The organism is Limimaricola pyoseonensis (assembly GCF_900102015.1).
GTDB classification, from domain to species: domain Bacteria; phylum Pseudomonadota; class Alphaproteobacteria; order Rhodobacterales; family Rhodobacteraceae; genus Limimaricola; species Limimaricola pyoseonensis.
This window is the reverse complement of record NZ_FNAT01000009.1, coordinates 70,843-89,924: the sequence shown is the minus strand read 5'-3', so window position 1 is coordinate 89,924 and position 19,082 is coordinate 70,843. Positions and strand designations below refer to the sequence as shown.

The 19,082-nt window shown below is 71.2% G+C and carries 18 protein-coding genes; 16 read left to right on the top strand and 2 right to left on the bottom strand.

The window, feature by feature from the left end:
• Positions 1 to 19: 19 nt before the first annotated feature.
• Positions 20 to 433: a c-type cytochrome gene (locus tag BLT43_RS16150; RefSeq protein ID WP_090114528.1), complete on the bottom strand. Its 414-nt coding sequence runs from the start codon at positions 431 to 433 to the stop codon at positions 20 to 22.
• Positions 434 to 571: 138 nt separating this feature from the next.
• Here BLT43_RS16150 and BLT43_RS16145 point away from each other — a divergent pair, with 138 nt between their 5' ends.
• From BLT43_RS16145 to BLT43_RS16085, 13 genes are all read left to right on the top strand, one after another.
• Positions 572 to 1,426: a universal stress protein gene (locus BLT43_RS16145; protein ID WP_090114527.1), complete on the top strand. Its 855-nt coding sequence runs from the start codon at positions 572 to 574 to the stop codon at positions 1,424 to 1,426.
• Between the two features lie 14 nt (positions 1,427 to 1,440).
• Positions 1,441 to 2,268, top strand: coding sequence for a universal stress protein (locus BLT43_RS16140; protein ID WP_090114525.1), 828 nt, complete (start codon positions 1,441 to 1,443; stop codon positions 2,266 to 2,268).
• A 228-nt stretch (positions 2,269 to 2,496) separates the two neighbouring features.
• Entirely contained in the window at positions 2,497 to 3,522 is a 1,026-nt protein-coding gene (locus tag BLT43_RS16135; protein WP_090114523.1) for a 1-phosphofructokinase family hexose kinase, read from the top strand.
• 145 nt (positions 3,523 to 3,667) lie between these two features.
• The gene (locus BLT43_RS16130) at positions 3,668 to 3,943 is read left to right on the top strand and encodes an ATP-binding cassette domain-containing protein (RefSeq protein WP_131802682.1); all 276 of its coding nucleotides are present in this window, start codon (positions 3,668 to 3,670) and stop codon (positions 3,941 to 3,943) included.
• Positions 3,940 to 4,983 (top strand): DmpA family aminopeptidase, encoded by a 1,044-nt coding sequence (locus BLT43_RS16125; protein WP_090114519.1) that lies wholly within the window; start codon positions 3,940 to 3,942, stop codon positions 4,981 to 4,983. Before BLT43_RS16130 ends, BLT43_RS16125 begins: the two co-directional genes overlap by 4 nt.
• A gap of 300 nt (positions 4,984 to 5,283) precedes the next feature.
• Positions 5,284 to 6,879, top strand: a complete 1,596-nt coding sequence (locus BLT43_RS16120) for a GAF domain-containing sensor histidine kinase (protein ID WP_165612647.1) — start codon at positions 5,284 to 5,286, stop codon at positions 6,877 to 6,879.
• Between the two features lie 73 nt (positions 6,880 to 6,952).
• Entirely contained in the window at positions 6,953 to 7,267 is a 315-nt protein-coding gene (locus BLT43_RS16115) for an Hpt domain-containing protein (RefSeq protein WP_165612646.1), read from the top strand.
• Positions 7,268 to 7,280: 13 nt separating this feature from the next.
• Positions 7,281 to 9,206, top strand: a complete 1,926-nt coding sequence (locus BLT43_RS16110) for a cellulose biosynthesis cyclic di-GMP-binding regulatory protein BcsB (protein ID WP_090114513.1) — start codon at positions 7,281 to 7,283, stop codon at positions 9,204 to 9,206.
• Positions 9,207 to 9,209: 3 nt separating this feature from the next.
• On the top strand, positions 9,210 to 11,099 hold the full coding sequence (locus BLT43_RS16105; RefSeq protein WP_090114511.1) for a glycosyltransferase family 2 protein: 1,890 nt from the start codon (positions 9,210 to 9,212) through the stop codon (positions 11,097 to 11,099).
• Positions 11,096 to 12,511, top strand: a complete 1,416-nt coding sequence (locus BLT43_RS16100) for a hypothetical protein (protein ID WP_131802681.1) — start codon at positions 11,096 to 11,098, stop codon at positions 12,509 to 12,511. Before BLT43_RS16105 ends, BLT43_RS16100 begins: the two co-directional genes overlap by 4 nt.
• Positions 12,512 to 12,514: 3 nt before the next feature.
• A complete protein-coding gene (locus tag BLT43_RS16095; protein WP_090114507.1) occupies positions 12,515 to 13,447 on the top strand; it encodes a response regulator in 933 nt (310 codons plus the stop codon).
• Positions 13,437 to 15,464 carry a cache domain-containing sensor histidine kinase gene (locus BLT43_RS16090; RefSeq protein ID WP_131802680.1) on the top strand — a complete coding sequence of 676 codons (2,028 nt, stop codon included), beginning with the start codon at positions 13,437 to 13,439 and terminating at the stop codon, positions 15,462 to 15,464. Before BLT43_RS16095 ends, BLT43_RS16090 begins: the two co-directional genes overlap by 11 nt.
• Positions 15,461 to 15,829 (top strand): response regulator, encoded by a 369-nt coding sequence (locus BLT43_RS16085; RefSeq protein WP_090114503.1) that lies wholly within the window; start codon positions 15,461 to 15,463, stop codon positions 15,827 to 15,829. The genes BLT43_RS16090 and BLT43_RS16085 overlap by 4 nt, the downstream gene beginning before the upstream one ends.
• Before the next feature lie 73 nt (positions 15,830 to 15,902).
• Here BLT43_RS16085 and BLT43_RS16080 read toward each other — a convergent pair whose 3' ends face one another.
• The gene (locus tag BLT43_RS16080) at positions 15,903 to 16,124 is read right to left on the bottom strand and encodes a YdcH family protein (protein ID WP_090114501.1); all 222 of its coding nucleotides are present in this window, start codon (positions 16,122 to 16,124) and stop codon (positions 15,903 to 15,905) included.
• 287 nt (positions 16,125 to 16,411) lie between these two features.
• Between BLT43_RS16080 and BLT43_RS16075 the strand changes: the two genes are divergently transcribed.
• The 3 genes from BLT43_RS16075 to BLT43_RS16065 all read left to right on the top strand — a co-directional run bounded on the left by BLT43_RS16075 (position 16,412) and on the right by BLT43_RS16065 (position 18,994).
• Complete coding sequence (locus BLT43_RS16075; protein ID WP_090114499.1) at positions 16,412 to 17,347, top strand: LysR family transcriptional regulator; 936 nt, start codon at positions 16,412 to 16,414, stop codon at positions 17,345 to 17,347.
• A 322-nt stretch (positions 17,348 to 17,669) separates the two neighbouring features.
• Positions 17,670 to 17,915 (top strand): YdcH family protein, encoded by a 246-nt coding sequence (locus tag BLT43_RS16070; protein ID WP_090114497.1) that lies wholly within the window; start codon positions 17,670 to 17,672, stop codon positions 17,913 to 17,915.
• Positions 17,916 to 18,136: 221 nt separating this feature from the next.
• Positions 18,137 to 18,994 (top strand): XdhC family protein, encoded by an 858-nt coding sequence (locus BLT43_RS16065; protein WP_090114495.1) that lies wholly within the window; start codon positions 18,137 to 18,139, stop codon positions 18,992 to 18,994.
• The last annotated feature ends 88 nt before the right edge of the window (positions 18,995 to 19,082 follow it).

Below are 19,082 nucleotides of genomic sequence, written 5' to 3'. Positions count from 1 at the left end.
TGGCCGAGACCGGGCATGGTCAGCCCGAAACCTGGATGGTTTCGAGCCAGTGGATCAGGTCGGTGATCGACTGGCTGGTCAGCACCGGCTGGCCGGACTGAGTCGAGAGCGCCCCGAAATCGCTGTCGAAGACCGGCCCGAAGATCGGCATCTCGCCGCCATGGCCGGGCAGGGGGGCGCGGCCGTCGATCTGGCGCGTGGCGCGGGCGACCGGAAAGTTGCCGCCGTTGCGCTCGGACAGCCGCGTGAGATCCGGTGGCGCCTCCTTCAGAACCTCGGCGAAGGGCCCATCGCCGCGCGCCTCCGCGCCGTGGCAGGACTGGCAGAACACCATGTAGAGATCGTGGCCGGCCCGGATCGAAAGCGGGTCTTCGACCTCCTGCGCCTGCGCCGCCCCGGCGATGAACAGGATGATGGGGAGAAACGGTCGCATGATCGGCTCCTGTGTTGCGGCCCCAGCTTCGCCGGGGACCGCGCCGCCCACCTTGACCTGCATCAAGGCGGCCCCGGCGGCGGCGGCCCAGACTGGTCGGCAGCAAGGGGCGCGTATCGCCCCGTGGAGGTCGCCGGCATGGAGCGGATACTGGTCGCGACGGATCTGACGGAGCAGGGCGCCCGCGCCTTGGGCCGGGCGGCGATGCTCGCCGAGGCGCTGGGCGCGCGGCTCGAGATCCTGCACGTGCTGCGCGACGACCTGCCGGCCGACCTGCGGGCCGAGTTCGAGCGCGTGGCGGGCGCGCGCCTTTCGCTGGAGGCCGAGGGCCTGCGCGCGAGGCTCGGTGACCGGGTCCGCGGCCGGCTCGAATTCGGCACGCCATGGATGGCGATCCTCGCCGCCGCGGCGGAGGCGGACCTGCTGGTGATGGGCGCGCATCGTCATGCCGGGATCGCGGAGCTGTTCCGCGGCACCACGGTCGAGCGTGTCGCCAGGGCCTGCGACACGCCGCTGCTCGTGGTCCGCCGCGACGCGGTGAAGCCCTACGCGTCGCTGCTCGTGGCCACCGATTTCTCGCTCGCCGCCCGCGCCGCGCTCGAAGCCGCGCTGCACCTCGCGCCCGGTGCGGCGACCCGGCTGCTGCACGCCCACGACGTGCCGTTCCGCTTCCTGCTGGGCGGCGAGAGCCGGCGTTCGCTGCTGCATGCCGAGCGCCGGCGCCAGCGGGAGGCGGCCGGGCGCGACATGGAAACCTTCCTCGGCGGGCTGGAGCCGCGGCTCGCGGGCGCCGAGCGCATCCTGCTCGACGACCGGCCCGGGGCCGCGATCCGCCGCACCCTTTCGACCGCGCCCGCGGACCTGCTCGCGGTCGGCACGCATTCGCGGCCGCGGCTTTCGGAGGCGCTGCTGGGCAGCGTGGCGCGCGGGCTGATGGCGGATCCGCCCTGCGACCTGCTCGCCGTGCCGCCGCCGTTCCGCAGCACCGTATAGAAGGAGACCGAGACATGACCATCAGGACCATCGCGCTGTGCTTCACCGACGCCACCCGGGCCGAGACGCTCGCGCGCGCCGGGGCGGCATTGGCGCGCGAGAAGGGCGCGCATCTGCTCGGGCTCTACGTGATGCCCGACCCGCAGATCTACCCGGCGGTTTCGCTGCACATGACCGGAGAGATCCTGTCGCAGATCCGCGACCGCCAGCGCGACACCGCGCGCGAGGTGCAGGCCGTGTTCGAGGCGCGCGTCGCGGCGGAAGGCGTCGCCGGCGAGTGGCGCGGTCTCGAGGCGAAATACATCACCCCCGCCGAGCGGATGGTCGAGAGCGTGCGCGCCGCCGACCTCGTGATGCTGGAGCGCCCGGAAGGGGACCGCACCGGCCGGGGCGAGGAGGAGATCATCCGCGCCTCAGGCCGGCCGGTGCTGATGATCCCGCCGGGCTGGGAGCCGGCGCCTCTGGGGCGGTCTGCGGTGATCGGCTGGAGCGAGACCCGCGAGGCGGCGCGCGCGGCGCATGACGCGATCGACCTGCTCGATGAGGGCGCGGAGGTGACGCTGCTCAGCGTCGCCATGCTGCCCGACCGCGACGCGCATCATTACCCGGCGCAGGACATGGCCACGATGCTGAGCCGGCACGGTCTCTCGGCGACGGTGGTGCATCGCGACGCCGGTTCGTCGAAGATCAGCGAGATTCTCGAGCGCGAGGCGTTCCGCACCGGGGCAGGGCTGATCGTCACCGGCGCCTTCGGCCATTCGCGCGCCTACGACTTCGTGCTCGGCACCGTGACATGGAGCCTCCTGCGCGGTGCCAAGCGGCCGGTGCTGTTTTCCAAGTGATCTCAGCTGGTGATCTCGCCGGATCGGTCGATGGCTGGGTTGCCGCGCTGCCGGGTCGCGGCCGGACCCGCTCATTTCGTCGCGAAGGCTGATTGGCGGGGTCTTCCGGCCGAGGGTCCGGCAAGCGGGCCGTAACGCAGCCGAGCGGCGCCAGCGGCAGGTCGCTGGCATGGCCCCGAACCGACGGGGCCGAGCTGCCGGCTGAAACGCCGGCCGGACGGTGCTAACATGCAAGTCGTCCCGTTCGGCCCGGACCCGGGCCCGCTGCCGGGACGACTTGCCGACGAGCCCGCCATGCGCGAGATCCTGACACTGACGCTGAACCCCGCGCTCGATCTCGCGACCGAGACCGAGGCGATGGTGCCGGGACGCAAGCTGCGCTGCGCGCCGCCGCGGCTCGACCCCGGCGGCGGCGGGGTGAACGTGTCGCGCGCGATCGCCCGGCTGGGCGGCCGCTCGACCGTGATGGCCGCGCTGGGCGGCGCCACCGGCGAGGCGATCGCGACGCTGCTCGCGGCCGAAGGGATTGAGGTCGTGGTTCTGCCGCTTCCAGGCTCGACCCGCCAGTCCGTCGCCGTCACCGCCCGCGACAGCGGCGCGCAGTACCGGCTGGTGCTGCCCGGCCCCGACTGGCCGCCGGAGGCGACCGCGCGGTTGTTCGAGGATGTCTCGGCCCGGATCGGCGCGGGCGACTTCCTCGTGGTGTCCGGCAGCCTGCCGCCGGGGCTGAGTGGCACGACCCTCGCAGGACTGTCCCGCAGGTGTCACGACATCGGGGCGGAGCTGCTGCTCGACACCTCCGGCGCCGCGCTGTCTGACGCGCTGGAGGCGACCGCGGGCGCGCCGTTCGAGCTGCTCCGGACGGATGGCGAGGAAGCCGCGCAGCTGGCCGGGCGCGCCTTCGACGAGCCCGAGGATCTGGCCGGTTTCGGCCGCGACCTCATCGCATCGGGCCGGGCGCGGCGGGTGGTCATGGCGCTGGGCGCGCGCGGCACGGTGGGGGTGAGCGCGACCGAGGCGTTCTTCTGCCACGCGCCGCAGGTCGAGCTCGTCAGCGCGGTCGGGGCCGGCGACAGCCTGCTGGGGGCTTTGGCGCTGGCGCTGGCGCGGGGCCAGACCTTCCGGACCAGCGTCCGCGCCGGCACCGCCGCCGCGGCGGCGGCCGTCACCACCCCCGCCACCCAGCTGTGCGACGGCGCGTTGGCGCGGCGGCTGGTGGACGAGGTGCGCGTGGTCGATCTGGGCGAGCCCTGACCGGGACGGGCAGCACAGGCTTGGGGCGGTTGACCTCCGGGTCGATGCGCCTGCCACGCTACGGGCTGGTCTGCCAGATCTCTCGGCCTTCTCTTCGAGGCGCGTGCTGGTCCCGACCGCCCGTCGGGCCACCACCGCCAGGGCGATGAGCACACAGCCGGCGCTGCTTCATCTCGATGAGATCACCGCTGCGCCCGAACCAGAGTTTGCAGCCACCTCCCACGACCGCGCCGCCGGCGGCATGACCATGATCTCCGCCACCGACGTGACGGGCGTCGCCCGCGAGCTTGCCGTAAAGGGCTCTTTCCTGCAGGGAGGCGTGGTGCACGAGGAGGGGCCGCCATTGCAGATCTTCAGCCATCCGCCGCGCAACCGCCGGCTGCCGTTCCACGGGCGCACCCTGGACGCCGGCCGGCCATGACGGCGCGGCCGGTCGTCGAGCTGTTCCCCGATGCCGCGTGGGGCCGCAGCGGGGCGTCGAATTCTATCACCGACGTCGCGGGCGTCTCTGTCGGGCATTGCACGCTGCGCGAGGGCGGCATCAACACCGGCGTCACCGCGGTGCGGCCGCATGGCGGCAACGCCTTTTTGCGCAAGTCAGTCGCCGCGGCGCATGTCATCAACGGCTTCGGAAAGTCGGTCGGCCTGCCGCAGATCCGCGAACTGGGCCAGCTCGAGACGCCGATCCTGCTGACCAACACGCTGAGCGTGCCGGCCTGCAGCGAGGCGCTGATCCGGCAGGCGATCCTCGAGAACCCCGAGATCGGGCGGAGCCTGTCGACGGTGAACGCCGTGGTCGGCGAGTGCAATGACGGGCCGCTCAACGACATCCAGCGGCTCGCGGTCCGGCCCGAGCATGCCTGCGCGGCGCTCGCCGCCGCCGCGCCCGGCCCGGTCGCGCAAGGCAGCGTCGGCGCCGGGACCGGCATGACCTGCTTCGGCTTCAAGGGCGGGATCGGCACCAGCTCGCGCATCCTCGACCTTGGCGGCCGAAGCTACACGATCGGCGGCCTGGTCGTGTCCAATTTCGGCAAGCCCGGGGCGTTGATGCTGCCCGGTGCGCGCCGGCCGGCGCTGCCGCCATCCGAAGGCGCGGTCGAGCGGGGCTCGATCATGATCGTTCTCGCGACGGACCTGCCGCTCGATGCGCGCCAGCTCGAACGGGTCTGCGTCCGGGCCGGCGCCGGGCTGGCGCGGCTGGGGTCGTTCTACGGCAATGGCAGCGGGGATTTCGTCATCGGCTTCAGCACGCAGAACGCCGTGGCGCATGACGACACAGAGGTGCTGCGCGAGATCACGCGGTTCAACGAGAGCCTCATCGACCCGGCCTTCGAGGCCACGGCGGAGATCGTGCAGGAAGCGGTACTGAATTCCATGCTGATGGCCGAGGCCTTCATGGGCTTTCGCGGCACCCGCCGCCCGTCGCTGCGAGATGCTCTCGACGGGTCGGCGTTGCGCTGAGCCTCGTCGGATGCTCCGTCGCCCCGGCGCAAAAGCATTTCGGGGCAGGGGGGCGATGCCCGAGCCGGGGGGACGGCAGGAGACCCGGTTCGCGGCGCCGCCCGCCGAGGCCGCGAGGTCAGGCATATCGGGTACAGGTCCGCCTAGGTCCGTCCCGCGACGGGGCGTCACCCCTTGCACCGAGGGCGGAACATAAGATTACCACAAAGTCCCGGCACCGTCGCAGTCGGGAGCCAATACCTCGCCGGCCGAGGGTATTGGCTTCGGCGACGAAACTGACAGATGGGTAAGGCAGAACGCATGCTCGAGACTTCGCCGATTTCCGAAGCGGATCCCGGTACCGCGCCCGTGCCCGAGAGCTATCTCGGGCGGCTCTACTACATCGCGGCGGATCCGGACAAAACCTTCGAGACGAAGGCGAACGAGCTGCTCGAGATCGGCTGCGCCGCCCTCGGCCTCAGCCTCGGGATCATCAGCCGGGTCGAGGGGCGGCGCTACGAGGTGCTGCACAGCCACAGCCGCGGCGACGCGCCGCCCGAACCGGGCACGGCCTTCAACCTGTCGGACACCTATTGCTGCCACACCTTGGTGGCCGAGGACGTCACCGGGTTCCACCATGTCGGGCAGTCGCAGATCGCGAGCCATCCCTGCTATGCGAATTTCGGCCTGGAAAGCTATATCGGCACGCCGCTGGTCGTGAACGGCGAGGTCTTCGGGACGCTCAACTTCTCCGCCGCCGAGCCGCGCCACGTGGCCTTCGGCGCCGAGGAATGCGAACTCGTGCGCTTCTTCGGCCGCTGGTTCTCCAAGGAGTGGGAACGTGCAATCGAAAGCGCCGAGCTCGAGCGCAAGACGACGCTGCTCGAGGCGATCTTCGAGGCCATGCCGGGATCGGTGATCGTCGCCGACCTCGAGCGCCGGATCACCATGACGAACCGGACGGTCCGCGAGATGTTCGGCTTCGCGCCAGAGCATCTTGAGGGGCGGCAGACCTCGATCCTCTACTCCGATTTCGAGCAGTACAACCAGACCGGCGCGCAGCGCTTCAACGCCGCCGCCACCGGGGCGCTCGCGCCCTACGAGATGAGCTACCGGCGGCAGGACGGGCAGGATTTCATCGGCGAGACCCACGCGACCCGGATCACCACGCGCGACGGCAAGCGTCTCGGCTATCTCGCCGTGATCCGCGACATCACCGAGCGCAAGCGCGTCGAGCGGCAGAGGGACCACGCCATCTCGGTCATCAGCCACGAGATCAAGACGCCGGTCTCGACCGTCGCGGGTGCGCTGCAGCTTCTGGGCCGCGTCTCGGAGCACCTGCCGGAACGGGGCCGGCAGCTTCTCGACATCTCCACCCGCAACACCGAGCGGCTGAACCTACTGATCGACGACATCCTCGAATCCGGCCGGCTGCGCTCGGGCCAGTTCTCGATGAGCACGCAGGACACCGACCTGGGCGAGCTGCTGCACGGATGCGTGCAGGATCACGCCGTCATCGCCAGCGAGAACGGGGTGAAACTGCGCATCGTCGGCGACCTCGAGCCGGTCACCGTCACGGCCAACCCGCTGCGCCTGACGCAGGTCATCAACAACCTGCTCACCAACGCGATGAAGGCCTCGCCGCCCTCCGGCACGGTCGAGCTGGGCCTGCTGCGCGACCCGGCCGGGTTCTGGATCAGCGACAGCGGTGTCGGTATCCCCGAAAAGCTCCGGCCGGTGCTGTTCGACCGCTTCACCCGCAGCGAGACCGAGACCTTCCGCTTCGGCGGCGGCAGCGGCCTGGGGCTGAGCATCGTCAAGGCGATCGTCGACCAGCACCGCGCCGAGATCACCTTCGACACCGTGGAAGGGGAAGGGACGACCTTCCGGGTCGTGTTCCCCGATGACGCGGCTTGACGACGGCGCAGCGCCCGCGGCCTTCGCGCCCCGCCGCGCCAGATCCGTAACGAAACATGATGGGACGCCCGAATTGACCGACTACGCCGACAGGGTCCGGCAGATCCGCGAAAGATTCCTCACCGGTCTCGAGGACCGGCTCGAGGCCATCAACACCACGATCAGCCGGCTGGAGCAGGGCGAGCCCGGCGCGGTCGACGACCTGCACCTGTCGCTGCACGACCTGACCGGCAACGCCGCGATGCTGGGTCTCGACGACATGGCCGCGGAGTCGCGCCGCGGGCTGGCGATGCTGGAGGAGGGGCGGCTCGAGACCGGCGCCGACGATCCCGCCGCGCTCGCCGACATCCGCGCCTCGGTGGCGCGGCTTTACGAACTGAAGACATGATGCGGACGATCCGATGAAACCTGTCAGCCTCAGAGCGCTGCTCGTCGCCCTTGCGATCCCGACCTTCGGCCCGGCGCAGGCGGCCGTTCCCGATGACGGTCTTCTGCGGACGATCGACCTGACCGAGATCGGCTACCCCTCGGGGTTGGAGTTCGAGAAGCTGTCCGGCGAGGCGGTCGCCTTCTTCCCCGTCGGCGCGCGGGAGGCGATCGAGGGGATGACGCTGCGGCTCGATCTGGTGCACGGGCAGACCGTGAGCGTCGCGACGCATCTCAAGGTGCTGGTGAACGACGCGATCGCGCATAGCGAGGCGCTGCCGGCCGATCGCGGGCGCAGCACCATCGTTCTGGACCTGCCGCCCGAAGCCGCGCGCGACGGCTTCGTCAAGATCGGCCTGTCCTATGCCGGCGCCAGCTCCGACAGCGTCTGCTTCGACGAACGCTCCTCTGGCGACTTCCTGCGCATCCTGCCGAGCTCGTCGCTGGCGCTCGCGCTCGACCGCGCGGCGCTCGACACGATCGACCGTGTCGCGCAGGTGATGCCGCCGGCCAAGATCCTCGCGGCGGCCGAGGACGTGCCCGCCGACCGGGCGCTGCCCTTCGCTCTGCGCGCCGCGGCGCTGTTCGACGCGGAATACGGGCTGGTGAGCATCGGCGCGTCGGGCCAGGACGACGCGGATGGCTGGGACAGCATGAGCTTCTCGCTCGGCGCGACCGGGACCGGTGCCGGCGACGAGGCGGGCTCCGTCGCGCTGTCGGGCGCGGCCGAGCCGGGGCTGGTCTTCGGCAGCGACGACCCCGAGCTGGGTCTGGCCTTCGCGGCCAGCCAGTGGCGCGGGCTGGGCGGGGCCGAGGGCGGCGCGACGCGCATCGCCGCGCCGCTGAACGGCACGCGGGACGCCGTCACCTTCTCGGCGCTGGGCGCGCCGCAGATGCAGCAGATGGTGATCGGCAGCAGCACCTTCGAGTTCGGCTTCGCCGCCGACGACTTCGCCACCGGCCGGCTGCCGACCGGGGTGGAGCTTCTGGTGGGGGCCGCGCGCTCGCCCGAAGGGCACGGTGTGACGGTCTCGGCCTATCTCAACGGCGCGCTGCTGGGCAGCCGTCCGCTCGATGCCGACGAGCCGGTCTGGATGCAGTTCGCGATCCCGCGCGGGCTGGTCGGGCGCGACAACCAGATGCGGATCCTCGTGCAACGCCAGGCCGAGGGCGGCAACTGCCTGTTCAAGCCGCAGGGCTACCCGGCGCAGATCCTGCCGCAAAGCCGCTTCGTTCTGGGCGACGCGCCCGAGGCGGCGGGCGATTTCTTCCTGATGCGTCAGGCCTTCTCGCGCGGCGTCGAACTGGTCGCCGGCCCCGAGGCCGAGATCGGGACCTACCTGCCCTGGCTGCTGCCGGTCGCGGGCACGCTGCTGCCGGAGACGGCCGACGTCACCATGCCCGGGGCGGACCTCGCGGCCGAGGAGGCGGACGCGACCCGGCCGTTCCTCTATGTCGGCCGCACCGCGCCCGAGGGGGCGACGCCCGGTCTGCGCTTCGACCAGGGCCGGGTGGAAATCCGCGACGCGGCCGGCGAGATGCTCTATTCCGGCGCCACGATGGACGAGGCGACGGTGGTGCAGATCGTCGAGGTCGGCGACCGGCCCGGCATCTGGCTGCGCCCCGGCACCGGCCCCGCGCCGCGCCCGACGCGCGAGACGCCGCTGCTGCTCGACCGCGGCGACCTCGCGGTGATCGACGAGGACGGCCTGGCGCTGGTCGCCTCGACCCGGCGCGGCGACCTGGTCGACATCGCCTATCCCGACCGGCTCGACGTCATGCAGGTCTTCGCGCGCTACCGCCCCTGGATCATCGGCGCGGCCTGGCTCGCGCTGACCCTGGTGGTCGTCCGCTCCCTGCAGGGCATGTATCGCCGCTCCCGGGCGGGCAAGGACGGCTGACCGGTGGCGCTGGACGGCGACAGCGCGGCGATCGGTGATCTGCTGCTCAGCCGGGGTCTCCTGACCCCGGCCCAGCTCGACGAGGCGACGGCGCGGGCCGAGGAGTGGCGCGTCGGGCTGATCGAGGTGTTGCAGAGCCGCCGCTGGCTGAAGCCGGGCGAGCTCTACCGCGCGCTGGCCTTCTACTACGACCTGCGCATGGTCGACCTGTTCGAGACGCCGCCCGACGCCGATCTGGTGCGCGAGCAGGACGTGACGGCGATGACCGACGCGCTCACCATCCCGCTGCGCCGCACCGCCGACGGCACGCTGGTGGTCGCGACGGCCCGGCCCGGCCCGCGGACGCTGCTGCACATCCTCGAGACCTATCCCGGCGAGGTCGAGATCGTCGTCGCCTCGCAGCTCGACATCTCGTGGGCGCTGCAGACGGCGTTCCGCGAGGAGCAGATGCACCGCGCGGTGTTCGGCCTGGCCGACACCGACCCGGTCATGTCCGCAAAGAGCGTCATCACGCCGCCGCAGGTCGTCGTCATCTACCTGATGCTCACCGTGCTGCTCGTGGGGCTCGCCACCGCCCCCGTCGCCAGCCTGATCGCGCTCAACGTGGTCATGACGCTGTTCTACACCGGCAACTTCCTGTTCAAGGCGGTGCTCGTCTGGGTCGGCGGCGAGGTGCAGGAACGTTCCTCGCGCTCGATCGCGGCCGAGGCGGCGGCGATGCGCGACGACGACCTGCCGGTCTACACGGTGCTGGTGCCGATGTTCCGCGAGCCCGAGGTGCTGCCGATCCTGACCGCGGCGCTGCGCCGGCTCGACTACCCGCTGGCCAAGCTCGACATCAAGATCGTGCTCGAGGAGACCGACGACGAGACCATCGCCGCCGCCCGCGCGCTCGAACTCGAGGGCGTGTTCGAGATCATCCAGGTGCCGCAATCGCACCCGCAGACCAAGCCCAAGGCCTGCAACTACGCGCTGCAATACGCGCGCGGCGACTACCTCGTGATCTTCGACGCCGAGGACAAGCCAGAGCCCGACCAACTCAAGAAGGTGCTGGCCGCGTTCCGCCAGCGTTCGCCCAACACCGCCTGCATCCAGTGCCGCCTGAACTACTACAACGCGCGCGAGAACTGGCTCACGCGGATGTTCACGCTCGACTACTCGCTGTGGTTCGACCTGATGCTGCCGGGGCTGGAGCGGCTCGGCGTTCCGATCCCGCTGGGCGGCACCTCGAACCATTTCCGCATGGACGTGCTGCGCGAGTTGAACGCGTGGGACCCGTTCAACGTGACCGAGGACGCTGATCTCGGGATCCGCCTGACGCAGAAGGGCTACCGCGTCGGCGTGATCGACAGCACCACCTACGAGGAGGCGAACGTCTCGATCCCGAACTGGATCCGGCAGCGCAGCCGCTGGATCAAGGGCTACATGCAGACCTTCCTGGTGCACACGCGCCGGCCGGTGCACCTGTATCGCAGCGTCGGTCTGCCCGGCGTGATCGGCTTCGTCTTCTTCATCGGCGGCACCGTCCTGTCGGGCCTTCTGAACCCGATCTTCTGGGCCACCTTCCTGATCTGGATGCTGCTCGGCGCCGATATGATCGAGCCGTTCTTCCCGCCGATCCTGCTCTACATGTCGCTTCTGAACCTGCTGGCCGGCAACGCGCTGCTCATCTACCTCACCATGGTCGCGCCGTTCCGCCGCCGCTGGACCGACCTGGCACCCTGGGGGATCAGCGTGGTCGGCTATTGGGTGCTGATGACGATCGCCTCCTACAAGGCGCTCAAGCAGCTGATCAGCAACCCGTTCTACTGGGAGAAGACCCAGCACGGCCTGTCCAAGCAGACCGCCGACGAGCTCGACGCCGCCAAGAGCGCGGGCGAGGTGGCGACATGAGCCGGCCCTTGCGCTTCGGACTCGCGGCGGTGCCGCTCTTCGGGGTCCTGCTGGCGCTGCTGGCCTGGGTCGAGATGCACGGCTTCGTCTCGGGCGCGGTGGTCGAGATGTGGGCCAAGGCGATCGTGCAGGTGGAGGGGCCGCAGGCCTTCCGCGCGACCGATCCGTTCTACCCGCCGCTGCCCTACGTCCTGTCGCTGACGCTGCAGGCGCTGGTTCCGGGCACCGGCGTGCCGGCGCCCTCGCTGCTCTCGGCGGCGATCGGCGCGGTGCTGCTCCATGCCTGGTTCGGCAACCTGCGCGAGCGCGGCGCCTATGACCGGGTCTCGGCCGTGCTGATCGTCGTGCTCATGGCGATGAACCCGTTCTTCCTGCGCGCGCTGGCCGAGGGGCCGGGCACGATGCTGCTGCTGCTGGGCTTCTGGATCTATGCGCGCGGCCTTCTGAACCTGCGGCTGAACGGCACCGCGCCCGACATGATGAAGGTCGCGGTCGGCCTGCTGATCCTGCCGGTCGCGCATGGCTACGGTCTGCTGCTGGCGCTCGGCACCTTGCCCTTCATCGTCATCGCCGCCCGGCCGAGCATGCTCGCCGCCTCGTCGCTGGGCTACATCGTGTCGATGTTCTTCCCGGTGCTCGCGGCGGTCGGTTCGCTGGTCTTCGTGGCCACCGTGCTCGACACCGGGATCTTCCCGACCGACCCCGCCGCCGCCGTTGCGCCGGCCGGCGCCGCCGCGATCCTGCCGACGCTCTGCGCGATGATCCCGGTCGGCGCGGCGCTGATCCGCACCGCCCGCATGCCGCGCTTCGTGCTGCCGCTGCTGGCGGGTGGCTGCAGCCTGATCGGCGGTGCGGTGCTGAACATGGGCTACGGCCTCGAGCCGGACCCGGCCGTGATCGCGGCCCCCGCGCTCGGCCTCGTCGTGGTGGCGATCCGCGCTTGGCCGCCGAGCGGGCTGCGCGCCCCGATGATCGCGGCGCTGCTTCTGGTGTCGGCCCCGATGGCGCTGTGGTCGATCCGCGCCGCGGGCGGCGAGGAGAGCCAGAGGCTGCTGCAGGCGGCGGCCGGCGCGCAGGTCGCGGACCAGCGCGCGGCCGACCGGGCGGCGGCCGAGTTCCTCGAAGGGCGCGACGGGGTTCTCGTCGATGTCGAACGCAACCCCGGTCTCGTCACGGCGCTGGGCGGCACCGGCGGGCTGCTGCTGGCCGGGCAGTCGGCCTACGACATCACCATGCTGGGGGGCCGGCCGCGCGGGGCCTGGGTCGCGCTGCGCCACGACCCTGATGCCATCGTGCAGCGCGACCGGCTGCTGCGCGCCTTTCCGCAACTTGCCAAGGGCACCGCGCCACCTTTCACGCTACGGTTCACGCGGGGGCCATGGCGAATCTTTGAGATCACTGAGCAGGATTGAACGATGTCGAGAAAGATTGTGGCGGTTGATGACTCGGACATCGCGCGGGAACTGGTCGTCGCGACCCTAGCGGATTTCGGCTACGACACGGTCGAGACCTATTCGGACCCGCGCCAGGCGCTCGAGATCCTGTCGTCGCGGAACGAGACGCCCGATCTCGTGCTGCTCGACATCATGATGCCGGGCATGGACGGGATCGAGCTCTGCGCGCGGCTGCGCCAGGTCGAGGCCTGGCGCGACGTGCCGATCGTCATGCTGACCAGCCGCACCGACAAGGGGTCCCTGTCGCGCGCCTTCATGGCCGGCGCCAACGACTACCTGATGAAGCCGTTCGACCGGGTCGAGTTCCAGGCCCGGCTGAAGGCGCAGCTGCGGCTGAAATCGGAGCTCGATCGACGAAAGGCGCCACAGGAGACGGCCGGCCGGACCGCAGGCGGGGTGCGCCGGTCGCATGTGCCGGGCCTGCTCGGCGACCAGCACACGCTGCTTGACGCGCTGACCACGCTGGACGGCACCGAGGCGCTTTGCGTCTACGCGCTGTCGATCGACGCGCTGTCCTCGAACATGGCGGATTTCACCCCCGAGGACCGCGAGGCGATCATCGCCGAGGTCTCGCGCCGGCTGGCCGCGATCGAGATGCCGGCCGGCGACATCCTGGTGCGCTGGGAGGACGAGAGCTTCTGCGGCGCGAGCCTGGGCCGCAGCGCGGCCGAGATGACCGCGCGGCTGGAGCGGATCTCCGAGCAGGTCGAGGCGACTCTGGCGGGTATGGGCAGCCGGCTGAGGGGCGGCGAGACCACCCTGAGCATCGCGCTCTCGGTCGGCGGGGCCGGCAGCCGCGCCTCCGAGGTGCTCGGCGACGCGTTCAGGGCTCTGGAAGGCATGCGGGGCGAGGCGACCGGCACCATCCGCGTCGCGGAGCGCCATGACGCATAGGTTGAGCCTGCGCCGGATCACGATCTTCGATCGGATCTCCCATGTCGTGACCGGGTCGTCGCGGCGCATGCTGCTGCGGACCTGCGGCCTGACCTGCGCCTTCGTGCTGTTTCTCGGGGCGCTCATCTATCTCGACTACCTGCGGACGATCGAGGCGAGCCGCCAGCGCCTCTCGCATGTGGCCTCGCTCTTCAACCAGACCTTCCTGAGCTCGCTCGACCTCGCAACCGCGCAGATCTCCGGCGTGACCGAGGAGCTGAGCCGCAGCGACCTCGACGACATCGAGGATTTCGAGCAGACCTACGGCGCCCGGCTGCAACGCATCGCGCGCCAGTCCCAGCAGATCGGCATCATCGCCGTCATCGGGCCCGAAGGCACGGTGCGCTGGTCCACCATGCAGAGCTTCGTCGGGGTGGAGGTCGCCGACAGGGCCTATTTCAAGCGGGCCATCGAGCTGAGCCCGGGCGGCTACACGCTGGGCGAGCCGATCATCGCGCGGCCGACGGGGATGCGGGTGACGCCGGTCGCCTGGCCGATCGTGGCCGATGGCCAGCCGGTGCGCGGCATCATCGCCTCCTCGCTCGACGAGGCGTATTTCGAGGCCCTGCTCGCGGGCACCCGTTTCGACCCCGACATGGTGGTCGAGATCTCGTCCGATGACGGGCACACCGCCTTCAGTTCGGCGCCCGACGCCGCCGCCATGTCGCAGGGCAGGCTGGAAAGCCGGGCCCGGATCAGGGGCTCGAACCTCTCGACCAGCGTGTCCGTGCCGCGCAGCACGGCGCTGGCCGGCCTGGTGGTGCGCTCGGCCTCCTTCGCCACGATCTCGGCCATCCTCTACGCCTGCGCCATCGCCGCCGCCTTCGTCGCGGAGAAGCGGTCGCTGGCGCTGGCCGCCGCGCTCGAACGCTCGCGGATGGAGGCGCTGCGCGCGGTCCAGGCCCGCAACCAGTTCCAGGCCATCTTCCAGAACGTCGATGACGGCATCGTGGTCTTCGACGAGCGGGGGCGGGTGGAGAACGCGAACCGCCGCGCCCGCGACCTGCTCGACGTGCCCGACACCCGGTCGGCGGTCGCGATGCTGCGGCCGATGCGCCCCCGCAGCGACGCCGGCACGGCGGCCGCCTCGGATGCGCGTTGCACCGTGCGGCTCGGCACCATGAAGAACGGCCAGCGGCGCGAGATCCGCTGCCGGATCAGCCGGGTCGATCACATTCTCGGGCAGGCCTATTACTGCCTGCTGACCGATGTCAGCGCCGAGGAGCGGCTGACCAACACCCGCATCCAGTTCATCGAATCGATCAACCACGAGCTGCGCACGCCGCTGACCTCGCTCAGCGGCTCGCTCAACCTCTATCTCGACCGCTACGACGACAGCCTGACGCCGAGCGGCCGCAAGCTGATTGGCATGGCCAAGCGCAACGCCGACCGGCTGCTGATGCTGGTGAACGACGTCCTCACCCTGCAGGCCGTCGATCACGAGCGGCTGGTGGTCAATCGCGAGCCGCTGGCCACGCGTGAGGTCGTGCGCGAGGCCGTGGCCGGGATGCGCGGCTATGCCGACAGTTTCGGCGTGCAGCTCGGAGCCGCCGAGGAGGTCGCCGACGTGCCGATCCTCGCGGATGAGCGGCGCCTGCAGCAGGTGCTCGCAAATCTCGTGTCGAACGCGGTGAAATACTCGCCGCGCAACGGCCGGGTCGAGGTCGGCGCCACGGCGCATGACGACGGCAGCGTCGCGATTTGGTGCCGCGACGAGGGGCCGGGCATTCCGGCCCATGCGCGCGACTCGATCTTCGAACGCTTCGCACCGCCGGCCCACGAGCCGGCCGTGCAGGCGACCGGCACCGGGCTCGGGCTCGCGATCTCGAAAGAACTCGTCTCCCGGCAGGGGGGGCGCTTGGAACTCGACACGATCCATGTCAACGAGCCGGGCGGCGAGAGCGCGCATGGCACGACCTTCCGAGTCGTCTTCGAGATCGACCGCGGAAGGGCTGAAGGAAAGGCGGAAGAGACATGAAGATCCTGTTCGTGGACAACGAGGAAGACATCGTGTCGCTGGTCGAGATCGCGCTCGAGATCGAGGACGACATCGAGCTGACGACCGCCACCTCCGGCGAGGCCGGGCTCGACCTGATCGACAGCCGGGAGTTCGACGGCTTCGTCTTCGACCTGATGATGCCGGAACCGGACGGCCGCGCCATGCTCAGCCGGGTGCGCGGCTCAAAGGCGAACGGCGACAAGCCGGTCATCATGTGCACCGCGCGCGCCGAGGCGAGCGCCGCCGACGACCTGCTGCGGGCCGGGGCCACGGAAGTCATCGCCAAGCCCTTCGATCCGCTGAGCCTGGCGCGGACCATCCGCCAGGTGATCGTCGCCGCGTGAAGCTGCCGCCCGCGGCGACGCGGGCGGTTTTCGAGGCCGGCGGGACCCCGGATCGCTCCGGGGCCGTCTTGGGTCAGGCCGGGCGCGGCCCGCGCGCGAGGGTGCGCACGATGCCCTCCAGCGTGCGGATCTCGTCGCGCAGCCGCAGCTTGCGGACCTTCAGGCGGCGCAGCTGCACCGTGTCGGGCAGCGGCCGGCTGTGGATCTCGCCGATCTGCGCGTCGAGCGCCGCGTGCCGGTCGCGAAGCGCCTTGATCCTGGCGCCGAGCGCCTTGGCCCTGTCGGTCAAACCCATGATCGTCTTTCCTTTCCCAGTTGACGCGTGGCGGTCCGTCCGGCGCGCCGTGGAAGGGCTTTCGAAAAGCCCGTCCGGTCGCGTGACGCCGGTCGGCCGGTGGTGCTCCGGCGCGGCCCCCGGTCTCTCGGCCCGCCTCGGGGCGGGGCGAAGAGCGTTCGGAGATGGGCCGACTTGGAACATGTCATGGAAATTGGCACTCTGACCGCGGGGAAAGAAGGCGATCGATCCGATATCAGAGATCGGCTTTTCCTATGAACCGCCGCCAGCACCGGGGAGCTCATGCCATGGACCGAACGCCGCGCCTGCGCCAGCTGCGCTACTTCGTGGCTCTCGCCGAGGAGGCGCATTACCGGCGTGCGGCCGAGCGGTCAGGCGTCAGCCAGCCGACCCTGAGCGAGCAGATCTCCGCGCTGGAGCAGAGGCTCGGCGCCAAGCTGGTGGAGCCGGGGCGCGGCGCGCGGCTCACCCCCGTGGGGCGCGAGGTCCTGGCGCGGTCGCGGACCATCCTGGCGCAGCTCGGCGATCTGGTGGAGGCGGTCGACGAGGTCCGGTCCGGCGCGCGGGGGACCTTGCGGCTGGGCGCCTCCTCGACGCTCGGCCCCTATTTCCTGCCGAGGGTTCTGGCGCGGCTGCACGCGGCCTGCCCCGAATTGCGCCTTGTCGTGCGCGACGCCTCGCCGCGCCGGCTCATGGCCGAGCTGGAGGAGGGCCGGCACGACCTGATCCTGGCGCAGCTGCCCCTGCGTGCCGCCGACCTCGTGGTCGAGCGGCTGTTCCGCGAGCCTCTGCACCTCGTCGTCGCGCGCGACCATCCGCTGGCCGTGCGGGGCGAGGCGACCGACGCCGATCTCGAGGGGCTCGACCTTCTGGCGCTCGAGCCGGACTACCCGCTCTATGCCCAGATCGCCGAGCACGCGGCGCGGACCGGGGCGATCCTGCGCCACGAATACGAGGGCACCAGCCTCGACGCGCTTCGGCAGATGGTCGCGATGGGGCTGGGCGCGGCGTTCCTGCCCGCGCTCTATACCCGCTCGGAGGTCCGCGAGGCGGATGGCGACGTGGTCGCGCTGCGATACCGGGACGGGCGGTTCACCCGATCGGTCGGCGTGGCCTGGCGCCATCGCGCCGGCCGTGCGGCCGCGACGACGAACTTCGTCGAGACCGCCGTGCAGGTGGCGCGGGACGAGCTGGCCGGCGTCATCGTGCTGGAAAGCCGCTAGGCCCTAGCGCGCCGACACGCCGCCTGGCGTCGCACGGCCCGCCATTCGATCGGAAAGACCGATCTTCGATATCGGATGGATCGCCTTCTCTTTGGTGTCCGACCGGCCCATCTTCCCATTGTGCCTCGGACGGACCGATGCCGGGCCGCCTTCTGACCTCCGGGAGGGCTGGCCGCGCTGGCAAGGGGTCCGTCCGGCATGACGGCCCCCGGCCGGTGCCGCCGGAAGCGGCGCGAAACGCGACCGGAGCCGAGGACGCCGAGCTTCGGCGATCCGGCCGGGGCAGCAACGCGACACTCAGGAACGGGAAGGAGAAACGACCATGGGTTTGGCCAACAGGACGGGGCGGCCCGGCGCGCGGATCAGCGCGCTCAACATGCGGATCAGCGCGCTTCGTGCGCGGCACGCGGCGCTCGATGCGCGGATCGGCGAGCTGCGCGGCCAGGCCTCGGTCAATCCGATGCGGCTCAGCAACCTCAAGAGCCGCAAGTCACGCCTGCGCGACGAGATCCGCGCCTGGGAGGACATGGTGCGCGTTCTGGCCGGCGGGGCCCGCCCGGCGGCATAGTTCGGGGCCGCACCCCGACCGCGCGGCCCGCATCTCTAGCGGGCTGCGCCCTGCACGGCCGGCTGCGTGGGGGCAGGGCGGCCGTGCTTCGCGTCGTCGCGGCCCCCGGGGAGGCGGGCCTTGCACTCGCGGCGAAACCTCTGTCTCTTCGCCCGGCCGGTGCCGCGGTCCGTGATCCGCGCCACCGGCGGCACGAGCCGAGGCAGATCGAAGGAAGCCGCATGTCCAGCCCGACAGCCGACACGGCGCGCAGCCGCCCGGCGCTTGCGCCGCTCGCGGCGATTGAGGCCGTGGCGCCGCTGCAGGCCCTCGCGGCTCGGGGCGGCGTGCTCGCGATGCTCACCGGAACCGAAGGCAGCTATTACCGGCCCTGCGGGGCGATGATCGCCTTTCCCGAGGGGGCGGAGCCGGTCGGCCAGCTTTCGGGCGGCTGCATCGAGGGCGACCTGGCGCTGCACGCGGCCGAGGTGGGCCGCAGCCGACAGCCGCGGCAGCTGCGCTACGGCCGCGGCTCGGACTTCGTCGACATCCGGCTGCCCTGCGGTGGCGGCATCGACGTGACGCTGGTGCCGGTCGCGCCCGGGTCGGCCATCGCCGCGCCGCTGGAGAGCCTCCTGGCCCGGCGCGAGACGACGCTGCGCATTGAAGGTCTGCCCGCCCTGCCGCTGTTTCCGGACCCCATGGCCTACGTGCTCGGCGAAGGCGCCGAGGCCGAGGCGTTCTTGCGGGTGGCGCAGGCCGCCGGCTACCCGACGCGGCGGGCCGAGCGGGTCGATCCGGCGGAGATCGACCGCTTCACCGCCATCGTCCTGTTCTTCCACGATCACGACCGCGAACCCGAGCTGCTGCTCGCGGCGCTCGACAGCCCCGCCTTCTGGATCGGGGCGCAGGGCAGCCGCCAGGCGCAGGCGCGCCGGCGCGCGGCGCTCCTGGCGGCCGGCTGCGATGCGGCCGCGCTCGATCGACTGCGCGGGCCGATCGGGCTGATCCCCGGCGCCCGGAACGCGCGCATGCTGGCGGTCTCGGTCCTGGCCGAGATCGTCGAGACCGCCGGCCGCGTGATGGCGCCCGGCAGCTAGGCGCCGCCGCTTCCGAGTCGGCGCCGCGACCGGGTCGCGCAATCCCCGCGCGATGGCGGGGCGTTCGCGCTCCGCTCAAGTCTTGGGC